Below are 21,658 nucleotides of genomic sequence, written 5' to 3' on the forward strand. Positions count from 1 at the left end.
TGAGTAACTATAAAAAACAATACTGAACCTTACTGCAATACTGGCTGCAATACCTTCCAGACCGTTTTGGCCACGATTTTATGACCGGCGGGGGTAGGGTGGATACCATCGGGTTGATTAAGTTTCGGTATACCACCAACTCCTTCGAGCAGGAACGGAATCAGAACCAGTTTGTTCTTATCCGCCAGTTCTTTAAATAAACCTCTGAACTCCCGCGTATAATCGGTACCCAGATTGGGTGGAATCTGCATACCGGCCAGCACGATAGTCGCCTGTGGACTTTTCAGCCGAACGGTGTCAATAATGGCTTGCAGATTCTGCCGTGTCGATTTAAGCGGAATGCCTCTAAGTCCGTCATTGCCACCCAGTTCGAGCACGAACACGGCAACGGGCTGGCGCATAACCCAACTGATGCGACTTTTACCACCTGCTGTTGTTTCGCCACTGAGTCCAGCATTGACAACCTGGAAGTTAAGCCCGGCGGAGTCTATTTTCTGGCCTACCAATGCCGGAAATGCCTGCGATGGCTCAACACCGTAGCCTGCGGTCAGGCTGTTTCCATAGAACAGTACGATTGGTTTTTTAGCGGTTGTCGCCGATTTGGTTTCAGCGGATTTCAAGGCACTGGTGGCTGATGCTGATTCAGTTTTTGAGTCAGATGAGCCGCATCCCCACGCCGTTAAGAGCAGCATCAGGCCGCTTATCACAGAATACGACGTTTGGCGAATGTGTAAGAACTTCATTGGTTTTATGGTGGTTACGATTTAAACACGGAGCAAATAGAAGATTACAGGCTATAATCCCAAATTTTCTACAGGAGTTTGTTTCACTGAACGTGGTACCCCGGTAAAGTCGGTTCATCAACAAACCGGGATACTGCGTTCGGAAACAAACTCCTGATTTATTGCTCGGTGTAAATCTCCGTTATCTCTGTGTTTAGAACAACCTTTTTGGTTCCATGAGTATTCTACACGTCGAAAATCTTACAAAAACCTATCAAAGTGGCGGCCGGGAACTAACGGTTCTGCATGCCGTCAACTTTACGCTCGAACCGGGCGATACGTTTTCCATTGTTGGCCCGTCGGGTAGTGGTAAAACCACCTTGCTTGGGCTTTGTGCGGGATTAGACCGTGCGTCGTCGGGGAGTGTCTATCTGAATGATATTCGACTGGATACGCTCTCGGAGGACCAGCGGGCAGCTATTAGGAACCAGTACGTCGGATTTATCTTCCAGAATTTTCAACTGCTACCGACACTTACAGCCCTTGAAAATGTAATGGTGCCACTGGAACTGAGGGGCGAAAAAGGGGCGCAGAAAACTGCCCAGGCCCTTCTGGAACGGGTTGGTTTAGGCCAACGTGGGCACCATTACCCCACTCAGCTCTCTGGTGGTGAGCAACAACGGGTTTCGCTGGCCCGTGCTTTTGCCAATCGGCCTAAACTGCTGTTTGCCGATGAACCGACCGGTAACCTCGACGCTGATACCAGCGCAACGGTTGTCGATCTACTCTTTGAACTGAATCGAGAAGCAGGCACAACGCTTGTACTGGTTACGCACGATTTGGAGTTAGCGGCTCGTACGCAGCGGGTTATTCGCATAAAAGGAGGCACCGTAGTCTCTGATTCTCTACAATTAGTAAATGAGTGAACAGGTGAATTCTAACGTCTATTTTATTCACTTAGTCACTTTTCAATAATGGACTCACCACGATTTTATTCGACGCTGTATCCAAAGCCTGGTTTCTCGTGGCTTTTTCGAATGGCCTGGCGCGATAGTCGCCGGAGTCGGCAGCGGCTCTTGCTGTTTATGTCGGCCATTGTGCTGGGTATTGCGGCTTTGGTCGCTATCAATTCCTTTGGCGATAATCTGGCCCGCAGTATCGACGATCAGGCACGTGAACTGCTCGGCGCTGACCTGACACTCTCGTGGACGCGTCCGCCTTCTGCCAAAACCCTGCAATTGGCTAAAACGATGGGTCGCGACCGGGCCTATGAAGTTTCGTTTGCGTCACTGGTATCGATTCCTAAAACGGGCGGTGTTCGACTGGCCCAGATAAAAGGTCTGCAAGGTAATTTTCCGTACTACGGAACCTGGGAAGTGGCACCTGCTTCGGCTATTCAGGCATTCCGACAGGCGAAAAGCCGGATTGCTCTGGTAGATGATGGCTTACTGGTGCAGCTTGGTGCCCAGCCCGGCGATTCGGTGAAGGTTGGTAAACTATCGTTTCTGATTGCGGGTCGGGTCACCAAAACACCGGGACAGGCGGCCATTGCCGCTACGGTTGCGCCGACGGTATTTATTCCAAGTCAGTTTCTGGCCAGTACAGGGTTGCTGGAGCGGGGTAGCCGGGTAGCTTACAAATACTATTACCAGTTTGCGCCCGGCACCGATGTGTCGGCATACATCAAGAAATATGCATCCCAACTGGATAAGGAAGGCGTCAACGTCGATACCGTTGCTGATCGTAAACGTCAGACAGGTCGTTCATTCGCCGACTTAACCAAATACATGAGCCTGGTTGCGTTTGTAGCGTTGTTGCTTGGTTGCGTAGGGGTTGCCAGTGCAGTGCAATTGTATGTGAAGGAAAAGATTACATCGGTAGCAATTCTGCGGACACTCGGGGCCAGCGGACGGCAGGCCTTACTGATTTATCTGTTTCAGACCGCCCTGATGGGGTTGATTGGAGCAACAGTTGGGGCTCTGGTTGGCTCGGCGGTGCAACTGGTATTGCCGCAGGTGTTCGGCAGGTTTTTGCCGGTTGCTGTTGATACCACATTGTCGGCACCGGCCATACTGGGTGGCATCGGTACAGGGTTACTTATTTCCGTATTGTTTGCTCTTCTACCCTTGCTGGCGATTCGGAATGTGTCGCCCCTGCGAACGCTCCGAACATCTTATGAAGATGATTTGAGTGGCCGTGATCCGTGGCGGTGGCTGGTATACCTGCTTGTTATCGGGTTCATCGTTGGATTCGCCTATTTGCAAACCAAAAACCTAATGCTGGCTATTGGTTTCACTGGAGGACTAACCGTGGCATTTGGCATCCTGACTGTGCTTGGTTTGGGATTGATCTGGCTCGTTCGGAAGTTTTTTCCAACTTCGTGGAGTTATGTCTGGCGGCAGAGTCTGGCCAATTTATACCGACCCAATAACCAGACGTTAATTCTGGTGACGGCTATTGGTTTGGGTGCTTTCCTGATCGCAACGCTTTACCTGACACAGGGGCTACTACTCGGCCGGGTCGAACTGTCGGGTAGCGGCAATCAACCGAACATGGTTCTGTTCGATATTCAGAAAGAGCAGGTCGCGGGCGTGCGCGCGTTGGTTAACCAGCAGAAATTGCCGGTTTTGCAGGATGTACCCGTCGTGACTATGCGCCTAACGGATGTTAATGGAAAAACACCTGAATCCGCTAAAAAAGACACTACGCTAAAAACACCCAACTGGGCATTCACCCGTGAATATCGGGTTACGTATCGCGATTCAATAATTTCATCGGAGAAACAGGTTGCGGGTAAAGCACCTTATCAGGCCGATGGGAACATTTATGTTTCTATTGAGAAAGATTTTCTGGATCGGTTGCATGTGAAGCTCGGCGATACGCTCAATTTCAACGTGCAGGGGATGCTGATACCGGCCATTGTTGGCGGAACGAGGGAGGTAGAATGGAACCGGGTACAGACTAACTTTCTGGTTGTATTTCCTTCGGGCGTGCTCGAACAGGCTCCTCAGTTTCACGTCCTGATGACACGTGTGCCCGACAGCCGGACCTCGGCTATCTTACAACGCGGTCTGGTCAGTCAGTTTCCGAACGTTTCGGCTATTGATCTTGGTCTAATCTTAAAAACGGTAGACGAAATTCTGGATCAGATTTCATTCGTCATTCAGTTTATGGCCCTCTTTAGTATTTTGACTGGTTTGCTGGTACTGGGTAGTTCGGTGGTTATCAGCAAATACCAGCGATTGCGTGAAAGCGTCCTGCTTCGAACGCTGGGGGCCAGCCGTAATCAGATTCTGCGCATTACCGCGCTTGAATATGGTTTGCTTGGACTGCTGGCTGCGTTGTCGGGCATTCTTTTGTCGGTACTCGGCACCTGGGCGTTGGCTCAATTTGTATTCGAGGTGCCGTATCGACCCGATGCTGTACCGTTGATCATCGTCGCTTCTATCGTAACGATTCTGACCGTATTGATCGGTCTTTTCAACAGTCGCGAGGTATTGGTTCGCCCACCATTAGATGTTTTGCGTTCGGAAGTGTGAGTTATGCTTCTGACAGGAAAAAGTTCGCCCTGATGGTTGGAAGACTAATCTTGTTCTCAGCCATCAGGGCGAACTATTGACTAAACTACTGCGCCAGATATCCGCCATCGATCGGATAATACGACCCGGTTACGAATGACGCTTTCTCGGAAGATAACCACACAACCAGTTCAGCTACTTCCTCGGCCTTCCCCAACCGGCCTATGGGATGTAGACCGATCAACTGCTGACGAGCCTCGTCAGGTAAGACAGACAGAAGGGGCGTGTCGATATAAGCGGGTCCGACCGCATTGACGCGAATACCTTTCTGAGCATATTCGAGAGCTGCTGTTTTGGTCAGACCTACTACGGCATGTTTGGCAGCTACATAACCCGGTGAGTTCGGTGTACCAACCTGACCCAGAATAGAGGCCATATTCACAATGCTGCCGTGCCCCTGTTTAAGCATCTGGGCCAGTTCATATTTAAGACAGAAAAAAACGCTATTGAGGTTAATGTTGATGATCTTCTGCCATCCTTCCAGGCTGTAGTCTGCGGTCATGTTCAGTTCGCCACCAATACCTGCATTGTTGCAGGCAATGTCCAGTTTTCCATACCGATTGACCACTTCTGTAACAAGACGCTGGCATTCGGCCGGGTCGCCGACATCGGCTAACAGAAAATGGCTTTGTACATCCATTCCCTTAATTTGCTCCACCACAACCTGCCCTTTTTCAGCGTCGAGATCGGAGACAAGGACATTTGCACCGTGTTGTGCATAGAGAAGAGCAATGGCCTTACCGATCCCTGATGCGGCTCCGGTAACGAGAGCCGTTTTACCCGCTAATGAGTGTTCCATAATTGTTACATATTTGTAAAAAGAACCCATCTGCCCGGAAATAGTTATGTTTGGCAGGACAAGTGAGCGAGAGATGGCTTTCCAATTCGATAGACAACCAGAAAATTAATTACGGTGATCATACCAATGGTGCATTTGGACAGACATGCGTTCTTCGGGCTGTTTTTTACCGCTCTGGTATGGGCTATGCCGATGCCGGGATCTGGCCAGATGACGGGGCAATTGATCGTCACGGTTCAGGATGGCACTACGTCCAAACTTACGCCTGTTCGGGTCCGAATTACACACAATGGGCGGCCAATAGCTCAGTTGCCTACCCAGGCCGTTGCTGTGATGTATGGTCTTTGGGATCATGAAGATGGGTATGCTTTTCAGCCCGACAGCTCGTTTTACATCGCTGGACAATGTCGGTTATCGCTTCGGCCCGGTACCTATCAATTATCGCTTTCCAAAGGAAATGAGTATGTAAAACAGCAGCATACCATCGTGGTTGCGGCTGGCAAGAAGCTGCAAAAGACGTATCGACTATCTCGCTGGATAAACATGGTCGATAAAGGCTGGTATTCGACTGATGGTCACATTCATATTCGACGCTCTCCGCGCGAAAATCCACTGATCATGACCTGGTTGCAGGCTGAAGATGTTCATTTTGGGGCACTTTTGCGCATGGGTGATTTCTGGGAAACATACTATCCGCAGTACGCCTATGGGGAGAAAGGTGTATATCAGCAGGATGATTACCTGCTTACAACTGGCCAGGAAGATCCCCGAACGCCGGAATTGGGTCACGCTTTTGCCATCGGAGCCGCCAACCGGGTTCGTCGGCGCGATAGATACTATTATTTCGATGAGATTTTTGATGAAGTGCATCGTCTGGGGGGCATAACTGGCTACGCTCATCAGGGTGAAACCTTCCATGGTTATCGGGGACTGATGCTGGATGGTCTGCGGGGGAAAGTAAACGCGTTAGAATTGCTTCAGTTCTGTGTCGATGAACACCCGTTGCATACAGATCATTATTATCACCTGCTCGATCTGGGTATACCGCTTACCGCAACGGCGGGATCTGATTTTCCCTGGTGCGGTCAGGATCACGGGCATGGGCCTCCTGAGCATTCATCCCGCATCGGCAATGCCCGGTTTTATGTTTATCTCGGCAAAACGGCTACCCCTAAACCCCTTACACTCATCGCCTGGAAAACGGCTATTGAGCGTGGTCATACGTTTGTTTCCAGTGGTCCGATTCTGGATTTACAGGTGAACAATGGTGATAATGTCCGGCAATCAGCGATACCGGGCGATTACCTGAACATTAAACGGGGGAGCCAGCTTTCGGTAACTGTACATGCCTATGGACACCTGGGGCAAACACCCCTCGACACGCTGGAACTCGTTAGCCATGGGCGGGTAATTGGCCGTGTTACGGCTCAGCAATCGGGGCAGTCGTCGGCGCATTTATCGCTTAGCGTAACGTTACCGAACATTGAGCAGGGACGGTGGATAGCTGCCCGATGCTCAGCCGGACCTGGCCAGGCCGCTCACACAACACCCGTGTATGTCACTGTTGAAGGGGGTAGTTTCCATAATCCTGAAACGGCCAGTCATTATCTGGATCTTAGCGAACACTATTTGCAGGAGATCGAGCAGACAATTGCAGGGGAGCAACCCAAACTTGATGAGCAGGCCTGGCGTTATCAGGATGGTTTAAGAAGCCGGATCGCCGAAACGCGACAACGAATTGCTGAATTGCGAAAGCAGCTTCGCTGAGTGTGTTTGTCCGTGATTTTTCGCTGTCGAGTACGGGTAATTACGCATTTTGCAAAAGCCGTGAATTCGCGCTAAAAGAAAGCAGAGCTGGTTCGGAACTTTGTGACATCAAACGCATTCCGAAACGGCATCCTCTTTTATCATGGAAAAAGCATTCTGGTTCAACTCCTGGGAATTGGAGGGACATTATACCAGCTTTCATCGTAAAGACATTCACCCCTACGCCATTAAATACCTGCCTCCTTTCGCTCTGGAGGGACAAACCGTATTTGTACCACTCTGTGGTAAATCGCTGGATCTGCTGTACTTCAGCCGGTTTGCGACGCGGGTCATTGGGGTAGAAATTGTTGAGAAAGCAATCCACCAGTTTTTTGAGGACAACCAGTTGGCCTATCGGCAGATCGGAAGCCGTTTCGTGTCGGGCAATATCACGATTCTCTGCCGTGACTTTTTCTCGCTGAAACGCGAAGATATTGGGCCATTCGATATTGTGTATGACCGGGCTGCGCTGGTCGCGTTACCACGCCCGCTGCGGATGCGTTACCTGCAAACGCTCGAATGGCTGGCACCAGTCGGCACGCTGAGTTTCCTCAATACGCTCGAATATGCACCTGCGCTGGCAACCCCACCGTTCAGTATTTTGCCGGATGAGGTAGCCAGTTATTTCCCAAACTACGCCATTGATCACGTGGAAAGTCAGGAGGTTCCTACTCACGGGATGGTGCGTAAATACAACCTGTCGTACCTGAAAGAGCATGGCTTCATGATGCGTAAACTATATGATTCGCCCGTGTTGATCGATATTGAAGATTTGATGGAAACTGCATAGGCTATACCTATCGATAAATGAAGCTCCCGCTATAGTTCTGTTCCGGAGACTGTGGCGGGAGCTTCGTTTATGAAAAAGGATACTCATCAGGGTCATTGGCCAGTTGTTGAATTACTTTAACGTCATATAACAACAGCTCTTCGTTTGTTGGCGGCTTTGCCGTTGTTATAGCCAACAGTAAGCCAATAAGGGTTAATGAAGGAGTGGCTTGATTTATTTTTCATGGGATAAATGAATGATCCCAGGACTTTCGTTTAAAAGCGTGCCACGGTTACTAATGATACGCAAACAAACCGTGGCACGCTTTTAAGCGAAAGTCTTATCAAATAAGGAGATTCTTAATTTGTATATAAACTGCCAGATAAATATTTCATACCCGAATCGCAGGCAACTGTAACGACCGTATGCCCTGGCCCCAGCTCCTGAGCTAACTGGAGGGCCGCCGTAACATTTAAGCCACTTGATATTCCCGCAAAGATTCCTTCCGTTTTGGCCAGCATTCGGGCCATTTGCCGCGCTTCAGTTTCATCTACCGTTCTAACTTCATCGTAAAAATCGTTCGAAAGCAGGGGAGGAACCATACCAATGCCAATACCCTCTACGGTATGTGTGCCGCGAGTACCTGTCGATAGCAATGGGGCAGAAGCGGGTTCCAGCGCAATAATTCGGGTGGTCTGGTGCGCTTCACGAAAAGCTCGGGAAACGCCCATCAACATACCCGCTGTGCCGACGCCACCACAAAAGGCATCCACAGGTCTGTCAAGTTGCTGAAGAATCTCCTGACCAATGCGGGAATACCCTTTCATTGAATTTGGATTATTGATCTGATCCGTGAAATAGGTTCCGATAGTTTCCGATAACTGCCGGGCTTTTTCGCGCATGGATGGGATCAGATCGGGTGTGATCTTGCCGCCTTCGCTCGCTATAATAACCAGATCAGCACCAAACGCCCGCATGGTTTGCAGTTTCTCCTTCGCGAATGCATCCGATGTTACAACCTGAAAAGGGTAGCCTTTTACAGCGCAGACGAACGCGAGCGACGTGCCTGTACTACCCCCTGTACATTCGACAACGGTCATACCTGGTTTTAAAGCGCCACTCCGTTCGGCCTCTTCAATCATGGCCAGCGCCATTCGGTCTTTGTAAGATCCGGTTGGGTTATAGTATTCCAGTTTGACAAAAACTTCGGCGCTGTTTGGCGGAACAATCTGATTTAGCCGAACCAGTGGTGTATTGCCGATTGCGTGAAGTGTTGTCGATGCGTAGTTGTCTGGCATAAAAATAAGGGCGAAGAATGTTGCTGGAGGCCACCGAGTGATGGCTAATAGAGAATTGATACCTACTGGTCAAATTTAAGTCTATCGCCCTGATTTTCTTGCAACTAATTAGTAAGCGTGCTGGTCAGAGATTGCCAGATCGGGTTGTCTGGCCAAAAAGCCATCAAACCAGAAGTTGTTTGATAACGCAAACTGATAAGGCCAATTGTCGTTTCGTACAGCAGCATCAAAACTTTTTTTCTAAAATCCATTCACGTCCGTTACTGACTGCCTATCAACGGGTAGTGAAGTTCACGTTTATCCCTAAATCTGTTTTATGAAAAACAAGTACGAAGCGCTAACGAGCTGTAGAGAGCTGGTTATGCTGATTTTGAGTTTGATTCTGGCCATGCCTTTTATGGGATTCGCTCAGGGCCCGTTAAGAATGACCGCACCTTCCTACAACTGCCAGACTGGAGCCATCACCTTTAACACCGCCGATGGTGATGGGTCACTCATTACCTATTCGGCTCCGGGCATTACGCGGGCGTCGGTGACCGATAATTTTGGTATTGTTGAACAGGGGTTGCGAAACGATCCGAAACTGATTACGATTATGGCGACCCAGAGTGGACATACTGCTACCTATATCTTCAACTTTGCTGCCTATTGTGCCAGCCCCCTGTTACCTGTGCCGGTTTGGTCAATTATACCGGATCGAACGTTTACGGTCGGCCAGACGATAACGGCTTACCCTGACTTCCAGATCGGTAGTGGTTTTTACCAGGAGGGAGAGCCGTATAATTATTTGACCTGGCCGATCAGTGCAACAGGCTTACCACCTGGAATGAGTTTATCGAGCGGTCTGCTGTCAAGAACGGCCTTTTATGTGGGAATAGGAGGGAGTCCGGCAACAGCGGGTACTTATCCAGTGACGGTTACGGCGATTAATCCACGCGTTCCAAATGACCCTCCGTTTACAACCAGCTTTACAATTACGATTATTAATCCATCAGGCAGTTCGTTAGCGTTGTTGGCTCCTACCTACAATTGTACTACCGGGGCGATCGCCTTTAACACAAGCGGTGGCGATGGATCACCCATCACGTATAGTGCACCCGGCATCTCGCGGGTCTCTGCGACAGATAACTTCGGTATTGTAGAACAAGGGTTACGAAATGATCCGAAACCTATTACGATTCTGGCGACCCAGAGTGGAAAGACCGTGAGCTATACGTTTGATTTAAGCGTCTATCTGGCTTCCAATTGCAACAGCCCACAGCCTCCTACAGGGGATGGCCTGTCGCTACTGGCCCCGACTTATGATTGTGCTACAGGAGCCATCACCTTCAAAACCTCGGGTGGTAATGGGTCTCTGATTGAGTTTAAAGCCGTCGGTATCACCGATTGGACAACCAATCCGGCCCAATTTGTAGACAAAGACAGTCGGACCGCCAATGATGTACAGCCTTTCACCTTGATGGCGCGTCAGAGTGGCCAGACCGTCACCTATACCTGGGATCTGAAAGCGACCTGTGGACGGGCTCGTGCAGGCGTACCGGAAACGAGCGCTAATTTATCACTGTCCCTGATGGGAAATCCAGTCCAGAAACAAGTACGAGTACTGATCGAAGGAGCACAGGGTCAGCCTGTGAAATTATGGTTAAGCGACCTGACTGGCCGCTTGCTGGAAAGCCGACAAATTGAGTCGGCAGGTGTGTATGAAGAGCAGCTATTCCGGTTAGACCAGCAAACCCCAGGGTTGTTGTTACTAAAGGCGGCTACTAATCAGCAGGTGCGTACGGTGAAGATTATCAGACAGTAAGTACTTTTTATCATAAACCAGGCAGACCACATTACCGGCTCTGTCTGGTTCATTCGCTGAGGTTGTGTTGCTTAAAGCCTGAGAATTTTTCGGCTAACGGGTTGCCCGTCGGCATCGAGTTGCAGTAGGTAGGTGCCTGGCGCCGTTGGAAGACTTTGCGTTGGCAGGGTTTGCTTGTGTTCTCCCGCAGCCTGACCCGGCCAGAGGATAGTTCGGAGCGTTCGCCCGGCTGCATCGGTAATGGTCAGCCGGAGGTCAGAGCGGTGGACAAGGCGGTATTGTACCGTTAGTTCGCCCGCCGACGGATTCGGGCTGATTTGCAGATCAAACGCGTTCGCTGGCTCTATTGCGAGAACGTCGGTTCCGAACGGTAAAATAGCCGAGTCCATCCAGCTTAAACGTTGTCTTATCCATGACTTCAGGTAGCTGGTTTCTTCCTCATACGTTTTGCCAACGAAGTTATTTGGCCAGACGGCTACGCCAATAACTGGCCATCGCTGAAAATTTCGAACGCGGGCCTCGGTCAGCACCGTCGCTACTGAATCGATATACGTGTTTATGCGATCAGTGGTTAAGATCGTTTTGCGTAAAGCCTGATAGTTTACTCGCACCTTTTTGGCAAAGGCCCGGTCACTCAGTAACCGATCCCACCAGAACGGCATCTGATACGAATCCGTTGGGCAGGTACGGTTAAAATCATACGCCCAGCCCTGATACGAGTCGCCCGCGCAATAATTCGCATTGCCGTAGGTCAGATTATAATCCCAGATGGGCCCCATAACCAGCTTCCCTCCTTTTGAATCGCGATCTTTGTAAAAAAAGCTACTGAGCCGATAACCGTCTACATTCTTACAGATCTCCGTTAATAACAGATAATCAACAAACGAGTCGTCCTTGATATATTTGCGGTAACCAGCCGTCGAATCCTGATATTGATCTCCCCGTAAGGCATTTTCGAAATCTGTTATAAATTTTTTCGTGTATTGAAACTGCTCTTCGGCTAAGTCTTCGGGTTTTGGTCGATCAATCTGAATCGGAATACGTTGACCCTGAGCACCCGTATAGGGCGAAACCCAGGAACGAGAGGGTGAACCTTCTGTTTTATCGATTTTAAAAATATATCCACCTGTCAAGGCATCTCCTGACACATCGGTTTTTTTGATACTAGAAATATCGACGCGATTTTTGTCACGCTTGATTTTTTCGAACAAAATGTAAATCCCTTCATAACTGTTGTTCAAAATAACCTCACAGTAGCGATACCGGGGTGTATAATACTTGCTCAGTTGCCGGTTAAGGTCATATGTAAGCGTTTCACGGATAAGTGTTTTGTCATTGTAAGTGGCATTAAGCACCCAATCTGATTCCGACGGCATACCCAATACGGATGCGTTGACCGAATTCAGCCCCGATGTGTCACGCAGTTCGATGCCGTATGGTTTTTTAGGGAAAAATTGCTGTGAGGTAGCTCCTCTTTTTTCGATGCCTATTTTGCTGATGAAAGAAGGTTTATCGGTTATATTGTTTCGCTTACCAGCTCCATTATCGATAATTCGCAACTCAGCCACGATCTTGGGTTCATCCTGAATGGCCTGCCCGTTGGTATTGATCAGTATAATGGGTAGATTGGAAGAGCTAAGCGTCTGGGCAAGAGTTGGTCTAACTACTAGACTCAGAAAAATGACCAGGGATAGACAATAGGTTCGCATAGCTGGTAAAATTACCTCATGTTTGATTTTTTTATGTAAAAATATGAATATTTTTGGGTGAATTTACTGGGCACCTTGTTGGCGCAGATTTTGTTAGATTTATTCAGAAAAGCGGAATTAAGCCGCATCGCAATGGAGAATCGTTTTGTTGAAAAAGCTACGGGGGCTATTTCGGATAAATACCGACTGGCAATTTTATTGGAACTGTCTAACAAAGGAAGCATGACATCCTCCGACATTCAGGAACTCACCGGATTATCGCAACCTTGTGTGTCGCATCATGTTAAGTTGTTGACAGACAGTGGGTTGGTTAATGCGCAAAAAGAAGGTAGAAACTTACATTTGACCTTAAATAAAGAATCGCTTCAACTGTTATCGGGCTTCATCGAAAAGCTCACCTAAGTTTTTTTATTTTAATACATCCAAACTTTTAAATATTTGATTGTGTTTCATACCAGGAAACAAACCTTAAAGGCCGTTTCATTACGGATAATAAATTATGGCACAAAAGCTTTTCTCTGAAGCTAAACTTGGCAACCTGACTCTCCAGAACCATGTCGTGATGGCCCCTATGACCCGGAATCGGGCAACGGCCAATCACCTGCCAACCGACATTATGGCAACGTATTATGCTCAGCGGGCATCGGTTGGGCTAATTATTACAGAGGGTGTTGGCCCATCGCCCAATGGCGAAGGGTATGCCCGAATGCCGAGTATTTATAGCACAGCGCAGGTTGAGGCCTGGAAAAAAGTAACAGAGGCCGTTCATGCGAAAGGGGGTAAAATTTTTGCTCAACTGATGCACACAGGCCGGATCGGACATCCGATTCACCTGGCCGAAAATGCGGAAGTTATAGCTCCATCGGCGGTGGCAGCGGCTGGCGAAATCTACACGGATGAATCAGGGATGTTAGCGCATCCAACCCCTCGTGCCCTGACCACCGACGAAGTTAAACTGACTATTCAGGAATTCGTAACAGCCTCTAAAAATTCCATCGAAGCGGGTTTCGACGGCGTTGAACTACACGGAGCCAATGGCTACCTGATCGAACAGTTTATCAGCCCTGATACCAACCAGCGTACTGACGAATACGGTGGTGGCATCGAAAATCGCAGTCGTTTTCTACTCGAAATTGCCGAAGCGGCCGGACAGGCTATCGGGTTCGATAAAGTGGGCGTTCGTTTGTCGCCGTATAATGTCTTCAACGACATTAAACCCTATGCTGATGTCGATCAAACCTACGAATTCATCGCTCAAAAACTGAATGAATTAGGCGTGGTTTATATCCATCTTGTCAATCATTCGTCGATGGGAGGGCCTGTTATCCCCGATTCAGTTGTCAACGCAATTCGTGACGCTTACAAAGGGGCGCTGATCCTGAGCGGGGGTTATGATGCACAACGGGCTGAAGATGACCTGACAAATGGACCTGGTGATCTGATCGCTTTCGGGCGGCCATTGATCGCCAATCCTGATTTCGTTGAACGTCTGCAAATCGGTGCTGAATTGAATGAACTCGATTATTCAACATTCTATACAACCGGCGAAAAAGGCTATACTGACTACCCTGTCCTGGTGGAGGTGAATGGGTAGTAAGCTGATTCGTTCATAAAGGCAACGGGGTGATTAGAATTTGGTGTTAACCAGCCTCTAATCACCCCGTTGTCTTATAAATAAATTAGTAGCCTAAACCAAAACCGCTTTCAGGATTTGGTCAAGAATCAGTCGACCATCCGTATTGCCGAGCAGAGGATCAGCCGCGCGTTCGGGGTGGGGCATCATCCCAAATACGTTTTTGCCTTTATTGGTAACCCCCGCAATGTTTTCCAGGCTACCGTTCGGATTGGCCGATTCGACGATTGTACCCGTTTCGTCGCAGTAACGGAAGAGAACCTGACCATTGTCATTCAATGCTTTGAGCGTGTCGGCATCGGCAAAATAACGTCCTTCGCCGTGAGCCATTGGAATTTTATAAGCCGGACGATCGAGCCCCGCTGTTAAGAGCGCATCGGGCGATTGAGGAGTCAGGTAAACGTTTTTGCAGACGTACTGCTGATTGGAGTTCCGCAGCAGCACACCCGGAACGAGCCGGGCTTCGGCCAGAATCTGGAAACCATTGCAGATACCCATCAGATAGCCTCCCCGGTTTGCATGGGCAATAACTTCATTCATGATTGGCGAAAACCGGGCCACTGCGCCCGTACGAAGGTAGTCGCCGTATGAAAAGCCGCCCGGAAGGATTATAAAATCGCAACCTTGCAGGTCGTGGTCTTTGTGCCAGAGTTTAACGACCTCCTGGTCCATTAGTTCCAGCGTATCGACGGCGTCCTGATCGCAGTTAGAGCCGGGAAAAACAACAACGCCAAATTTCATAGGGGTGAAAGAGCGAAAGAGTGAAAATGCAAAGAGTGAACAAACGAAAGAGTGAAAGAGAAGCGTCAGCCGGTATGCCGGGCCATCACTCTTTTACTCTTTCATTTGTTCACTCTTTTAGACAGGCAAAGGTACGAACTTTACTTTACTTCAACAGACTTTCCGGTACTGGAAACGGCCTTGCCCTGTTCAAATGCCAGATCGAGCCGTCCCAGATTGATCCCCGCAAACCCAACCTGATTGATCCATACGGGTTGTCCATCCGGATTATTGACGGCTACTGGCGCATCGAGAAAGGTATGCGTATGGCCACCGATTATAAGATCGATGTTGCGGGTTTTGGCCGCCAGAACGTTATCCGAAACGGTCGGTTCATTGTATTTAAAGCCGAGATGTGACAGGCAGATCACGTAATCACATTTCTTGTCTGAGCGAAGCTGGGCAGCGATGTCGTTACCAATTTCGATCGGATCGAGGTATTTGGTTTCTTTATAGGCATTTTTCGGAATGAGCCCTTCGGGCTGAATACCTAGTCCGAAAACGCCGACCCGAACGCCTTCTTTGTCAAAGATTTTATACGGCATCGAATGACCATCCATCACCGTATTCTTGAAATCATAGTTGGCGATTAACAGGGGAAAGCTGGCTTTGCCAAACTGTGTAACCATATTATCGATACCACCGTCGAAGTCGTGGTTTCCAATCGTTCCGGCATCATAACCGAGCTTGTTCATGGCCAGTACTTCCGGTTCGCCTTTATACAGATTGAAGTAGGGGGTTCCCTGAAATACATCACCTGCATCGAACAGCAGCACATTTTTTTGCTCCTGTCTGATTTGTCTGATCAGGGTCGCCCGCCGGGCCACCCCACCCTTACCCGCATTGCGGCTGCCATCCATCGGAAATGGGTCGAGCCGACTATGCACATCATTCGTATGGAGGATGGTTAGGGATGTCGTTTTGGCTTTACTCATCGCCAGCACGTTCGGAGCAACCGAACCGACAACGGCGGCTGTGCCCAGTAATTTCAAAAACTGACGTCTATTCGAGGCTAATGCGTCCATCAGAAACAGGATTGATAGGTTGACCGGTTTTGCCCTGATTGCGAAAATAGTCGATTAGGGCATCCCGGATTAAATAGCTAATGTTCTCGCGCTTGACCGGATTCTTAAGAAAACCTGCATCATCGCCCCCGTCGGCCACATAATCACTCATGGCTACGGTATACGTTTCGTTGGGTTGAAGGGTTCGGCCGTTAGTGAATGTTACCGAAGTAGCCTGTCCGTTGCGAATTTTAGCCCGCAAACCACCCACAACCAATTTATTGCCAACGGCAAAATGGTTCAGCATCTGTTGCAGCATATCGCCCTTAAGCGTAAGCACAACAAGTTGATTATCAAAGGGCATAACCTCAAAGACTGAGCCAGTCGTGATGTTCCCTTCGGGGAGATTATTGCGAATGCCACCGAAATTCAGATGGGAGCAGTCGATTGGCTTTCCGTATCGTTGGCTTGACTGTTGCAGCAGCGCATCGGTTAGCAGGTCGTTGAGTGGACCGTCGGGTTGCCCTTTTTCGATACGCCCGGTTGAGCGGGCCAGCACCTCGTTCATGGCTTTGTCGAGGCCCTGCCGGTAGGGTTTCAGAAAGTTGGCAATGCTGCTATCAGCCGGGGCAGCAACAGAGTCTACGCCTATGCGGTTAGCCGTTCGGTTGGTGAGGTGATAGCCGCCAGGGTTACAGGCCGATAGACCAGCAAAGGCCAGTAACAGTAGGTGTTTCTTCATCATAAGTGCAAGTTCGGAAAGTCTTGGCAATCGTGTGTTAATAATTGGTTAGAAACCACGGCCTTTGGGGTAATACAGGCCATCATTAGGCTAGTAAGTCCTGACCGGGTTACTGGCTTTATTCCACCGTTACTGACCGTGTAGTGAACAGGCCATTGTCCACATTGATTGCCACCGTACCAGTCGTGTTGACGGTAGTCGTTTTCCAGTCGCTGGTAGGGCGAATTGTTTGCCATTTACCCTGCCCAACCCGAACAACAACCGGTAGATTAAAGCCATCAGCGTCGGCCACCCACCGGTAGCTCAGTGTCAGTTCGCTGGTATTTTTTGCATTGATCTTATACTCCAGCGTAGGCAGATTGGGGTAGCGGAGGTATTGATTAAACAGCGGTTTCAGATCGACTTCTGTTTTTTTGCTCAGGAAATCAACGATTTCGTCCGTGTAAACGATCGATAATCGCTTTTCCGTTGTCAACGCTTTGAGGGCTGCGAACCATTTCGTGTCGTCTCCTACCGCATTCCGAATCGTGTGAAGCATCCACGTTCCTTTGAAGTAAATGTCGGTATCTTCCTGATCGTAATTGACACCCAGTGGACCCAGCATGGGAAATTTATTCCGGATCAGTTTTCGCTGGGTATTCAGATAGTCGACGGCCTCCGCTTTGCCTTGTGTATACTCAACAAACAAAGCTTCCGCGTAGGTTGTAAACGCTTCGTGAATCCACATTTCGGCATGGTCGGCACAACTCAGGCTATTGCCAAAGTACTCATGTCCACTTTCGTGGATGATGATGAAATCGAAACCGAATGGATTGTTGTAATAGTGATTACCGTAAGCAATAGCGCTCTGGTGTTCCATGCCCCAATATGGTGTTTCGACGAGTTTGTATCCGTCGCGCCAGAAAGGATATTTTCCGAAATATTTTTCGAAGCAGCCGAGCATGGTTTTAACTTGCTCGAAATGGATTTTGGCTTTCTGAACATTACCCGGCAGCACGTAGTAATCCAACGCCAGTTTCTGTCCATCGCGGGCGGTATACGTGTCGGCGATATGGGCGTAATCGGTGATGTTGAGCGTAACGTTATAGTTGTTGATGGGGTAGTGCACAAACCAGGTCCATTCAGTTTGATGGCCATCCTGAGTTGGTTGCTGGCTGATTAGCTTTCCATTTGAAACGCAGGTCAAGCCTATTGGAACGCGACAGCGAATCCGCATGGAATCGGGCTCATCGGACAAGTGGTCTTTGTTGGGCCACCACAAACTGGCTCCGGTTCCTTCGCAGGCAACGGTTATCCAATCCGGACTTTTAGCAGTTGTCGTATCGGTGCGCCAGACAAAGCCCCCACCCCAGGGTGGGTTTAGGGCAATCTTCGGACTGCCTGAGTATGTAATGGTCAGTTCCCGAATTTGTCCGGCGGGTTGTGTATCGTTCGTGGTAATGAAAATTGCGTTTCCGTCGCGGGTGTAGGCGAGTGATTTTCCGTTTTGCTGAATGGACTTTATAGCCATATTTGCGAAGAGGTCAACCTGCATTCGCCGGAAAGAGCGAACAGCTCGGTAACGAATGGTATTTGTTCCCGCAATGCGTTTTGTTGTTGGGTCGACGCTCAAACTCAGGTCGTAGAAGGTTACATCGTAGCAGGTCCGCTCCGGGCGAAGGCTCCCTCGTAGAGAGTCGGCATGACTAAATGGCTGTGGAGAAACAGTCGCTTCCTTAGCTATTCCCGACAAGGTGAATAAGCTGAAGAGCAGTCCTAAAACAGCTTTTCGAGATCGATTCATAAGCACATACCGACGTAGAATTAGCGAAAAATACAGACTAAAGTATACTACCTGGCAGAGGAATAGCGGTCCGTTCGGGCTTATAGTTGACTTTACGGATTCGCCCAAAACCACCCAGCCCGATTTGCAGATTAATCAGACTACCCGAAAATGGGGCTGTCGCCTGAACCGGACTAACGGAAAGTTTGGTCCGTATGAACCAGAAGCTGTCTTCCGATCGATCGGGTTTTTGGGTATTATCGCCTAATTTAAAATCGAAAATAAGCCCCGCAGTGGGGGCATGATTTGTCAGCGAATAGCCCTTATACCGCTCATCGTTGCGGTCGCGGGGTGATAGGTCGAGCAGGCGATAACCAACATACGGAATAAACCGACTGCGGGGTGAATCATAAACGACACGCCCGATGCCTACTTCAAGTAAGGACGGCCGGACACGCATACCTTCTTCCCAGGACTGATTTTGGTGCATGAATCCCTGGGTCAGTTTCGAATTATACTGGGTCGGATGCAGCAGCAGTATTGTCCGCCGAAAGGCAATGTCCAGACCCATTGCCAGGCCAGCGGGTGGGGTGATTGTTTCGGCCAGCGGGCCGGTTGGTAAGCCCCCGCTTACACCAAAGAAAATGCCAAAGCCGACTTTCGACGAATGGAATGTTGTTACCAGATCGGGTGTATCATAGAGCCGCTGGACAACCTGACGCTGCCATCGTTGTAAGGCCTCCAGATCGTCGCCACCGCCAGTTTCGCCCCTGAACCGATTGACCTCGGAACCCAGTTCCGAATTGGTCAGGTATTCGATTTGCTTGGCTTTTTGTTTAAAATGCCGATCGGCCCGCAGCGAAATGAGTTTTGCCTTCATCTGCCGGGCATGTACTTCGACCAGATCAAACAGCACCTGATTGTAGGCCAGTGTTCGCTCATTTTTGGCCGTTTCTGAAACCCATGACAGGTTCCGGAACATCAGGCAGTAGGCATCAACGGCGGGTTCGCTCCAGAGTGATGTGGGGCGTACCTCATAGCCGAGCTGATAATAAAATTCTGAACCACCCAGACCCGGTTGTGTCGGAGAACGAAAGTCAGTAAGCTGTAATCGTCGGGTCGCGCTCCAGTGTAGCGTGTCAATCGTCGCCTGCGCCGAAACGAGCAAGGGAGACAGAAGTAGCACGTAGAGCAGACGGTTCATAGGCAATAGAGCAACGCTGGGACATAAAAGTAATAACAAGAGCCTTATGATAAGATAGTCAAGCTATTCCTTGTTTCAATACTAACAAATTTTACGCAAAAATGGCGCGACTCGTTGCAGATGTCGCGCCATTTTTGGCAAATGGGTAAGTATGTAAATAAGCTAATAAGTGTAAATAGTAGCCTATTTTTAACCCGTATAATTAACTTAATACCGGTACATTTCGGATTTGAAAGGCCCGTCTAATGTAACACCAATATAATCAGCCTGTTCCTGCTCCAGTGGTTCGAGTCTCGCACCGACGTGAGCCAGGTGTAAAGCGGCTACTTTTTCATCAAGTTTTTTGGGTAGAACATAAACTTTGTTCTCGTACTTGTCGGAGTTAGCCCACAACTCTAGCTGAGCCAGTGTCTGGTTTGAGAATGAACACGACATTACGAAGCTGGGGTGGCCCATGGCGCAGCCGAGGTTAACCAGGCGGCCTTCTGCCAGAACGATAATTTCTTTACCCTCTACTTCATACATATCCACCTGCGGTTTGATCTGGCTTTTCGTATGACCGTAGTTTTCATTCAGCCATGCCATGTCGATTTCGTTATCGAAGTGGCCGATGTTGCAGACAATCGCTTTGTCTCTCATCGCCTTGAAATGCCGATCCTTAATAATACGAACGTTGCCGGTCGCAGTTACGAAAATCTGGGCACGAGATACCGCTTCATCCATCGGTACGACTTCGTAGCCGTCCATAGCAGCCTGTAACGCGCAGATTGGATCGATCTCAGTTACCAGAACCCGGCAACCAGCACCACGTAACGATTCTGCTGAACCTTTACCTACGTCACCGTAGCCAGCCACAACGGCCACTTTACCGGCCAGCATAAGGTCGGTAGCCCGACGAATAGCATCGACCAGCGACTCGCGGCAACCGTATTTATTGTCAAATTTCGACTTCGTAACCGAATCGTTTACGTTGATAGACGGCAGGTGAAGCGTCCCGTTTTTCATCCGGTCATACAAGCGGTGAACACCGGTCGTGGTTTCTTCCGACAAGCCTTTGATTCCCTCAATCAGTTCAGGATACACATCAAAAACCATGTTGGTCAGGTCGCCACCATCGTCAAGGATCATGTTGAGCGGCTGGCGATCTTCACCGAAGAATAGGGTTTGTTCGATACACCAGTTGAACTCTTCCTCGTTCATGCCTTTCCAGGCATACACAGGGATACCGGCTGCTGCGATTGCGGCTGCTGCGTGATCCTGAGTCGAGAAAATATTACAGGAAGACCAGGTTACATCAGCACCCAGTTCAACCAGCGTTTCGATCAATACCGCTGTTTGAATCGTCATGTGCAGACAACCGGCAATACGGGCACCTGTGAGCGGCTTCGACGGGCCAAACTCAGCGCGAAGGGCCATTAGGCCAGGCATTTCGGCTTCGGCCAATTTGATTTCTTTACGGCCCCACTCGGCCAGCGCGATGTCCTTAACTTTATAAGGAACGTACGTGGAAGTTTGCATACTGCTTAGTGAAATACGAAGAACTTGTACTGATATAGTGAGAAAAGCCTTCGCGAATTGGATTCTTAGCAAAATACAAAAATAACGACCAACATCCAGAATCCCTACCTGAAGCCAAATACTTTAGCATCCGGCGTTCGCAACTTCAGATAATTCATGTGCAGTTCAACTAGTGGTAATCGTATCAAACCCTCAGAAATCATGTACTACTAAGTTGTAATCGAGCTACTTTGCCATCCATCGTGCTGACTGATACTTCAGATTTTTAAGGAGGAAAACCCGGTTTACCATTGAACTGGATAACTTGTATGCCCAGCTTATCGGTCGGGTTTGGCGATAAACAGCATAGCGCACGTTGTCGGTCAGAATAAAGATAACACCATCTTGTTCGACAATGGGCAATGGACTAATGTCATAACCGGATTGGCAACATACGAACCAGACGATTATAGGACTTTCGCTCAGATGCGTGCCACGGTTTATTTGCGCATCAGTAATAACCGTGGCACGCATCTGAGCGAAAGTCCTGT

The 21,658-nt window shown here is 49.1% G+C and carries 18 protein-coding genes; 7 read left to right on the forward strand and 11 right to left on the reverse strand.

Features of this window, described 5'->3' with window-relative positions; genetic code table 11:
* Positions 1-29: 29 nt before the first annotated feature.
* Complete coding sequence (locus G8759_RS10985; protein ID WP_167207874.1) at positions 30-743, reverse strand: arylesterase; 714 nt, start codon at positions 741-743, stop codon at positions 30-32.
* 215 nt (positions 744-958) lie between these two features.
* On the opposite strand from G8759_RS10985, the gene G8759_RS10990 reads away from it, so the two are divergent.
* Together G8759_RS10990 and G8759_RS10995 are read left to right on the forward strand one after the other, a co-directional pair.
* The gene (locus G8759_RS10990) at positions 959-1,648 is read left to right on the forward strand and encodes an ABC transporter ATP-binding protein (protein ID WP_167207875.1); all 690 of its coding nucleotides are present in this window, start codon (positions 959-961) and stop codon (positions 1,646-1,648) included.
* Between the two features lie 111 nt (positions 1,649-1,759).
* Positions 1,760-4,261, forward strand: a complete 2,502-nt coding sequence (locus tag G8759_RS10995) for an ABC transporter permease (protein WP_167218873.1) — start codon at positions 1,760-1,762, stop codon at positions 4,259-4,261.
* Positions 4,262-4,346: 85 nt separating this feature from the next.
* Here the strand turns inward: G8759_RS10995 and G8759_RS11000 are convergent, their stop codons facing one another.
* Positions 4,347-5,099 carry an SDR family NAD(P)-dependent oxidoreductase gene (locus tag G8759_RS11000; protein WP_167207877.1) on the reverse strand — a complete coding sequence of 251 codons (753 nt, stop codon included), beginning with the start codon at positions 5,097-5,099 and terminating at the stop codon, positions 4,347-4,349.
* 126 nt (positions 5,100-5,225) lie between these two features.
* On the opposite strand from G8759_RS11000, the gene G8759_RS11005 reads away from it, so the two are divergent.
* Positions 5,226-6,866 carry a CehA/McbA family metallohydrolase gene (locus tag G8759_RS11005; RefSeq protein WP_167207879.1) on the forward strand — a complete coding sequence of 547 codons (1,641 nt, stop codon included), beginning with the start codon at positions 5,226-5,228 and terminating at the stop codon, positions 6,864-6,866.
* A gap of 142 nt (positions 6,867-7,008) precedes the next feature.
* Positions 7,009-7,695 carry a class I SAM-dependent methyltransferase gene (locus tag G8759_RS11010; protein ID WP_167207882.1) on the forward strand — a complete coding sequence of 229 codons (687 nt, stop codon included), beginning with the start codon at positions 7,009-7,011 and terminating at the stop codon, positions 7,693-7,695.
* Positions 7,696-8,033: 338 nt separating this feature from the next.
* Here the strand turns inward: G8759_RS11010 and G8759_RS11015 are convergent, their stop codons facing one another.
* Complete coding sequence (locus G8759_RS11015) at positions 8,034-8,972, reverse strand: PLP-dependent cysteine synthase family protein (RefSeq protein ID WP_167207884.1); 939 nt, start codon at positions 8,970-8,972, stop codon at positions 8,034-8,036.
* A gap of 316 nt (positions 8,973-9,288) precedes the next feature.
* Between G8759_RS11015 and G8759_RS11020 the strand changes: the two genes are divergently transcribed.
* The gene (locus tag G8759_RS11020) at positions 9,289-10,776 is read left to right on the forward strand and encodes a hypothetical protein (protein WP_167207886.1); all 1,488 of its coding nucleotides are present in this window, start codon (positions 9,289-9,291) and stop codon (positions 10,774-10,776) included.
* A 71-nt stretch (positions 10,777-10,847) separates the two neighbouring features.
* Here G8759_RS11020 and G8759_RS11025 read toward each other — a convergent pair whose 3' ends face one another.
* Positions 10,848-12,485, reverse strand: a complete 1,638-nt coding sequence (locus G8759_RS11025; RefSeq protein ID WP_167207888.1) for a CotH kinase family protein — start codon at positions 12,483-12,485, stop codon at positions 10,848-10,850.
* Positions 12,486-12,617: 132 nt separating this feature from the next.
* Here G8759_RS11025 and G8759_RS11030 point away from each other — a divergent pair, with 132 nt between their 5' ends.
* Positions 12,618-12,887: an ArsR/SmtB family transcription factor gene (locus tag G8759_RS11030; protein ID WP_167207890.1), complete on the forward strand. Its 270-nt coding sequence runs from the start codon at positions 12,618-12,620 to the stop codon at positions 12,885-12,887.
* Positions 12,888-12,984: 97 nt separating this feature from the next.
* Positions 12,985-14,079 (forward strand): alkene reductase, encoded by a 1,095-nt coding sequence (locus tag G8759_RS11035; RefSeq protein ID WP_167207892.1) that lies wholly within the window; start codon positions 12,985-12,987, stop codon positions 14,077-14,079.
* 93 nt (positions 14,080-14,172) lie between these two features.
* Here G8759_RS11035 and purQ read toward each other — a convergent pair whose 3' ends face one another.
* From purQ to G8759_RS11070, 7 genes are all read right to left on the reverse strand, one after another.
* Positions 14,173-14,859, reverse strand: a complete 687-nt coding sequence (gene purQ, locus G8759_RS11040) for a phosphoribosylformylglycinamidine synthase subunit PurQ (RefSeq protein ID WP_167207894.1) — start codon at positions 14,857-14,859, stop codon at positions 14,173-14,175.
* A 140-nt stretch (positions 14,860-14,999) separates the two neighbouring features.
* Positions 15,000-15,923 carry a bifunctional metallophosphatase/5'-nucleotidase gene (locus G8759_RS11045; protein ID WP_167207895.1) on the reverse strand — a complete coding sequence of 308 codons (924 nt, stop codon included), beginning with the start codon at positions 15,921-15,923 and terminating at the stop codon, positions 15,000-15,002.
* Complete coding sequence (locus G8759_RS11050) at positions 15,901-16,647, reverse strand: 5'-nucleotidase C-terminal domain-containing protein (RefSeq protein WP_232074209.1); 747 nt, start codon at positions 16,645-16,647, stop codon at positions 15,901-15,903. The genes G8759_RS11045 and G8759_RS11050 overlap by 23 nt, the downstream gene beginning before the upstream one ends.
* 115 nt (positions 16,648-16,762) lie before the next feature.
* The gene (locus G8759_RS11055) at positions 16,763-18,427 is read right to left on the reverse strand and encodes a M1 family metallopeptidase (protein ID WP_167207897.1); all 1,665 of its coding nucleotides are present in this window, start codon (positions 18,425-18,427) and stop codon (positions 16,763-16,765) included.
* 37 nt (positions 18,428-18,464) lie between these two features.
* Positions 18,465-19,610, reverse strand: coding sequence for a hypothetical protein (locus G8759_RS11060; RefSeq protein WP_167207899.1), 1,146 nt, complete (start codon positions 19,608-19,610; stop codon positions 18,465-18,467).
* 207 nt (positions 19,611-19,817) lie between these two features.
* A complete protein-coding gene (gene ahcY / locus G8759_RS11065) occupies positions 19,818-21,128 on the reverse strand; it encodes an adenosylhomocysteinase (RefSeq protein WP_167207901.1) in 1,311 nt (436 codons plus the stop codon).
* Between the two features lie 225 nt (positions 21,129-21,353).
* Positions 21,354-21,641 carry a hypothetical protein gene (locus G8759_RS11070; RefSeq protein WP_167207902.1) on the reverse strand — a complete coding sequence of 96 codons (288 nt, stop codon included), beginning with the start codon at positions 21,639-21,641 and terminating at the stop codon, positions 21,354-21,356.
* Between the last annotated feature and the right edge of the window lie 17 nt (positions 21,642-21,658).

Origin of the sequence: Spirosoma aureum, from assembly GCF_011604685.1 — a bacterium.
GTDB classification, from domain to species: domain Bacteria; phylum Bacteroidota; class Bacteroidia; order Cytophagales; family Spirosomataceae; genus Spirosoma; species Spirosoma aureum.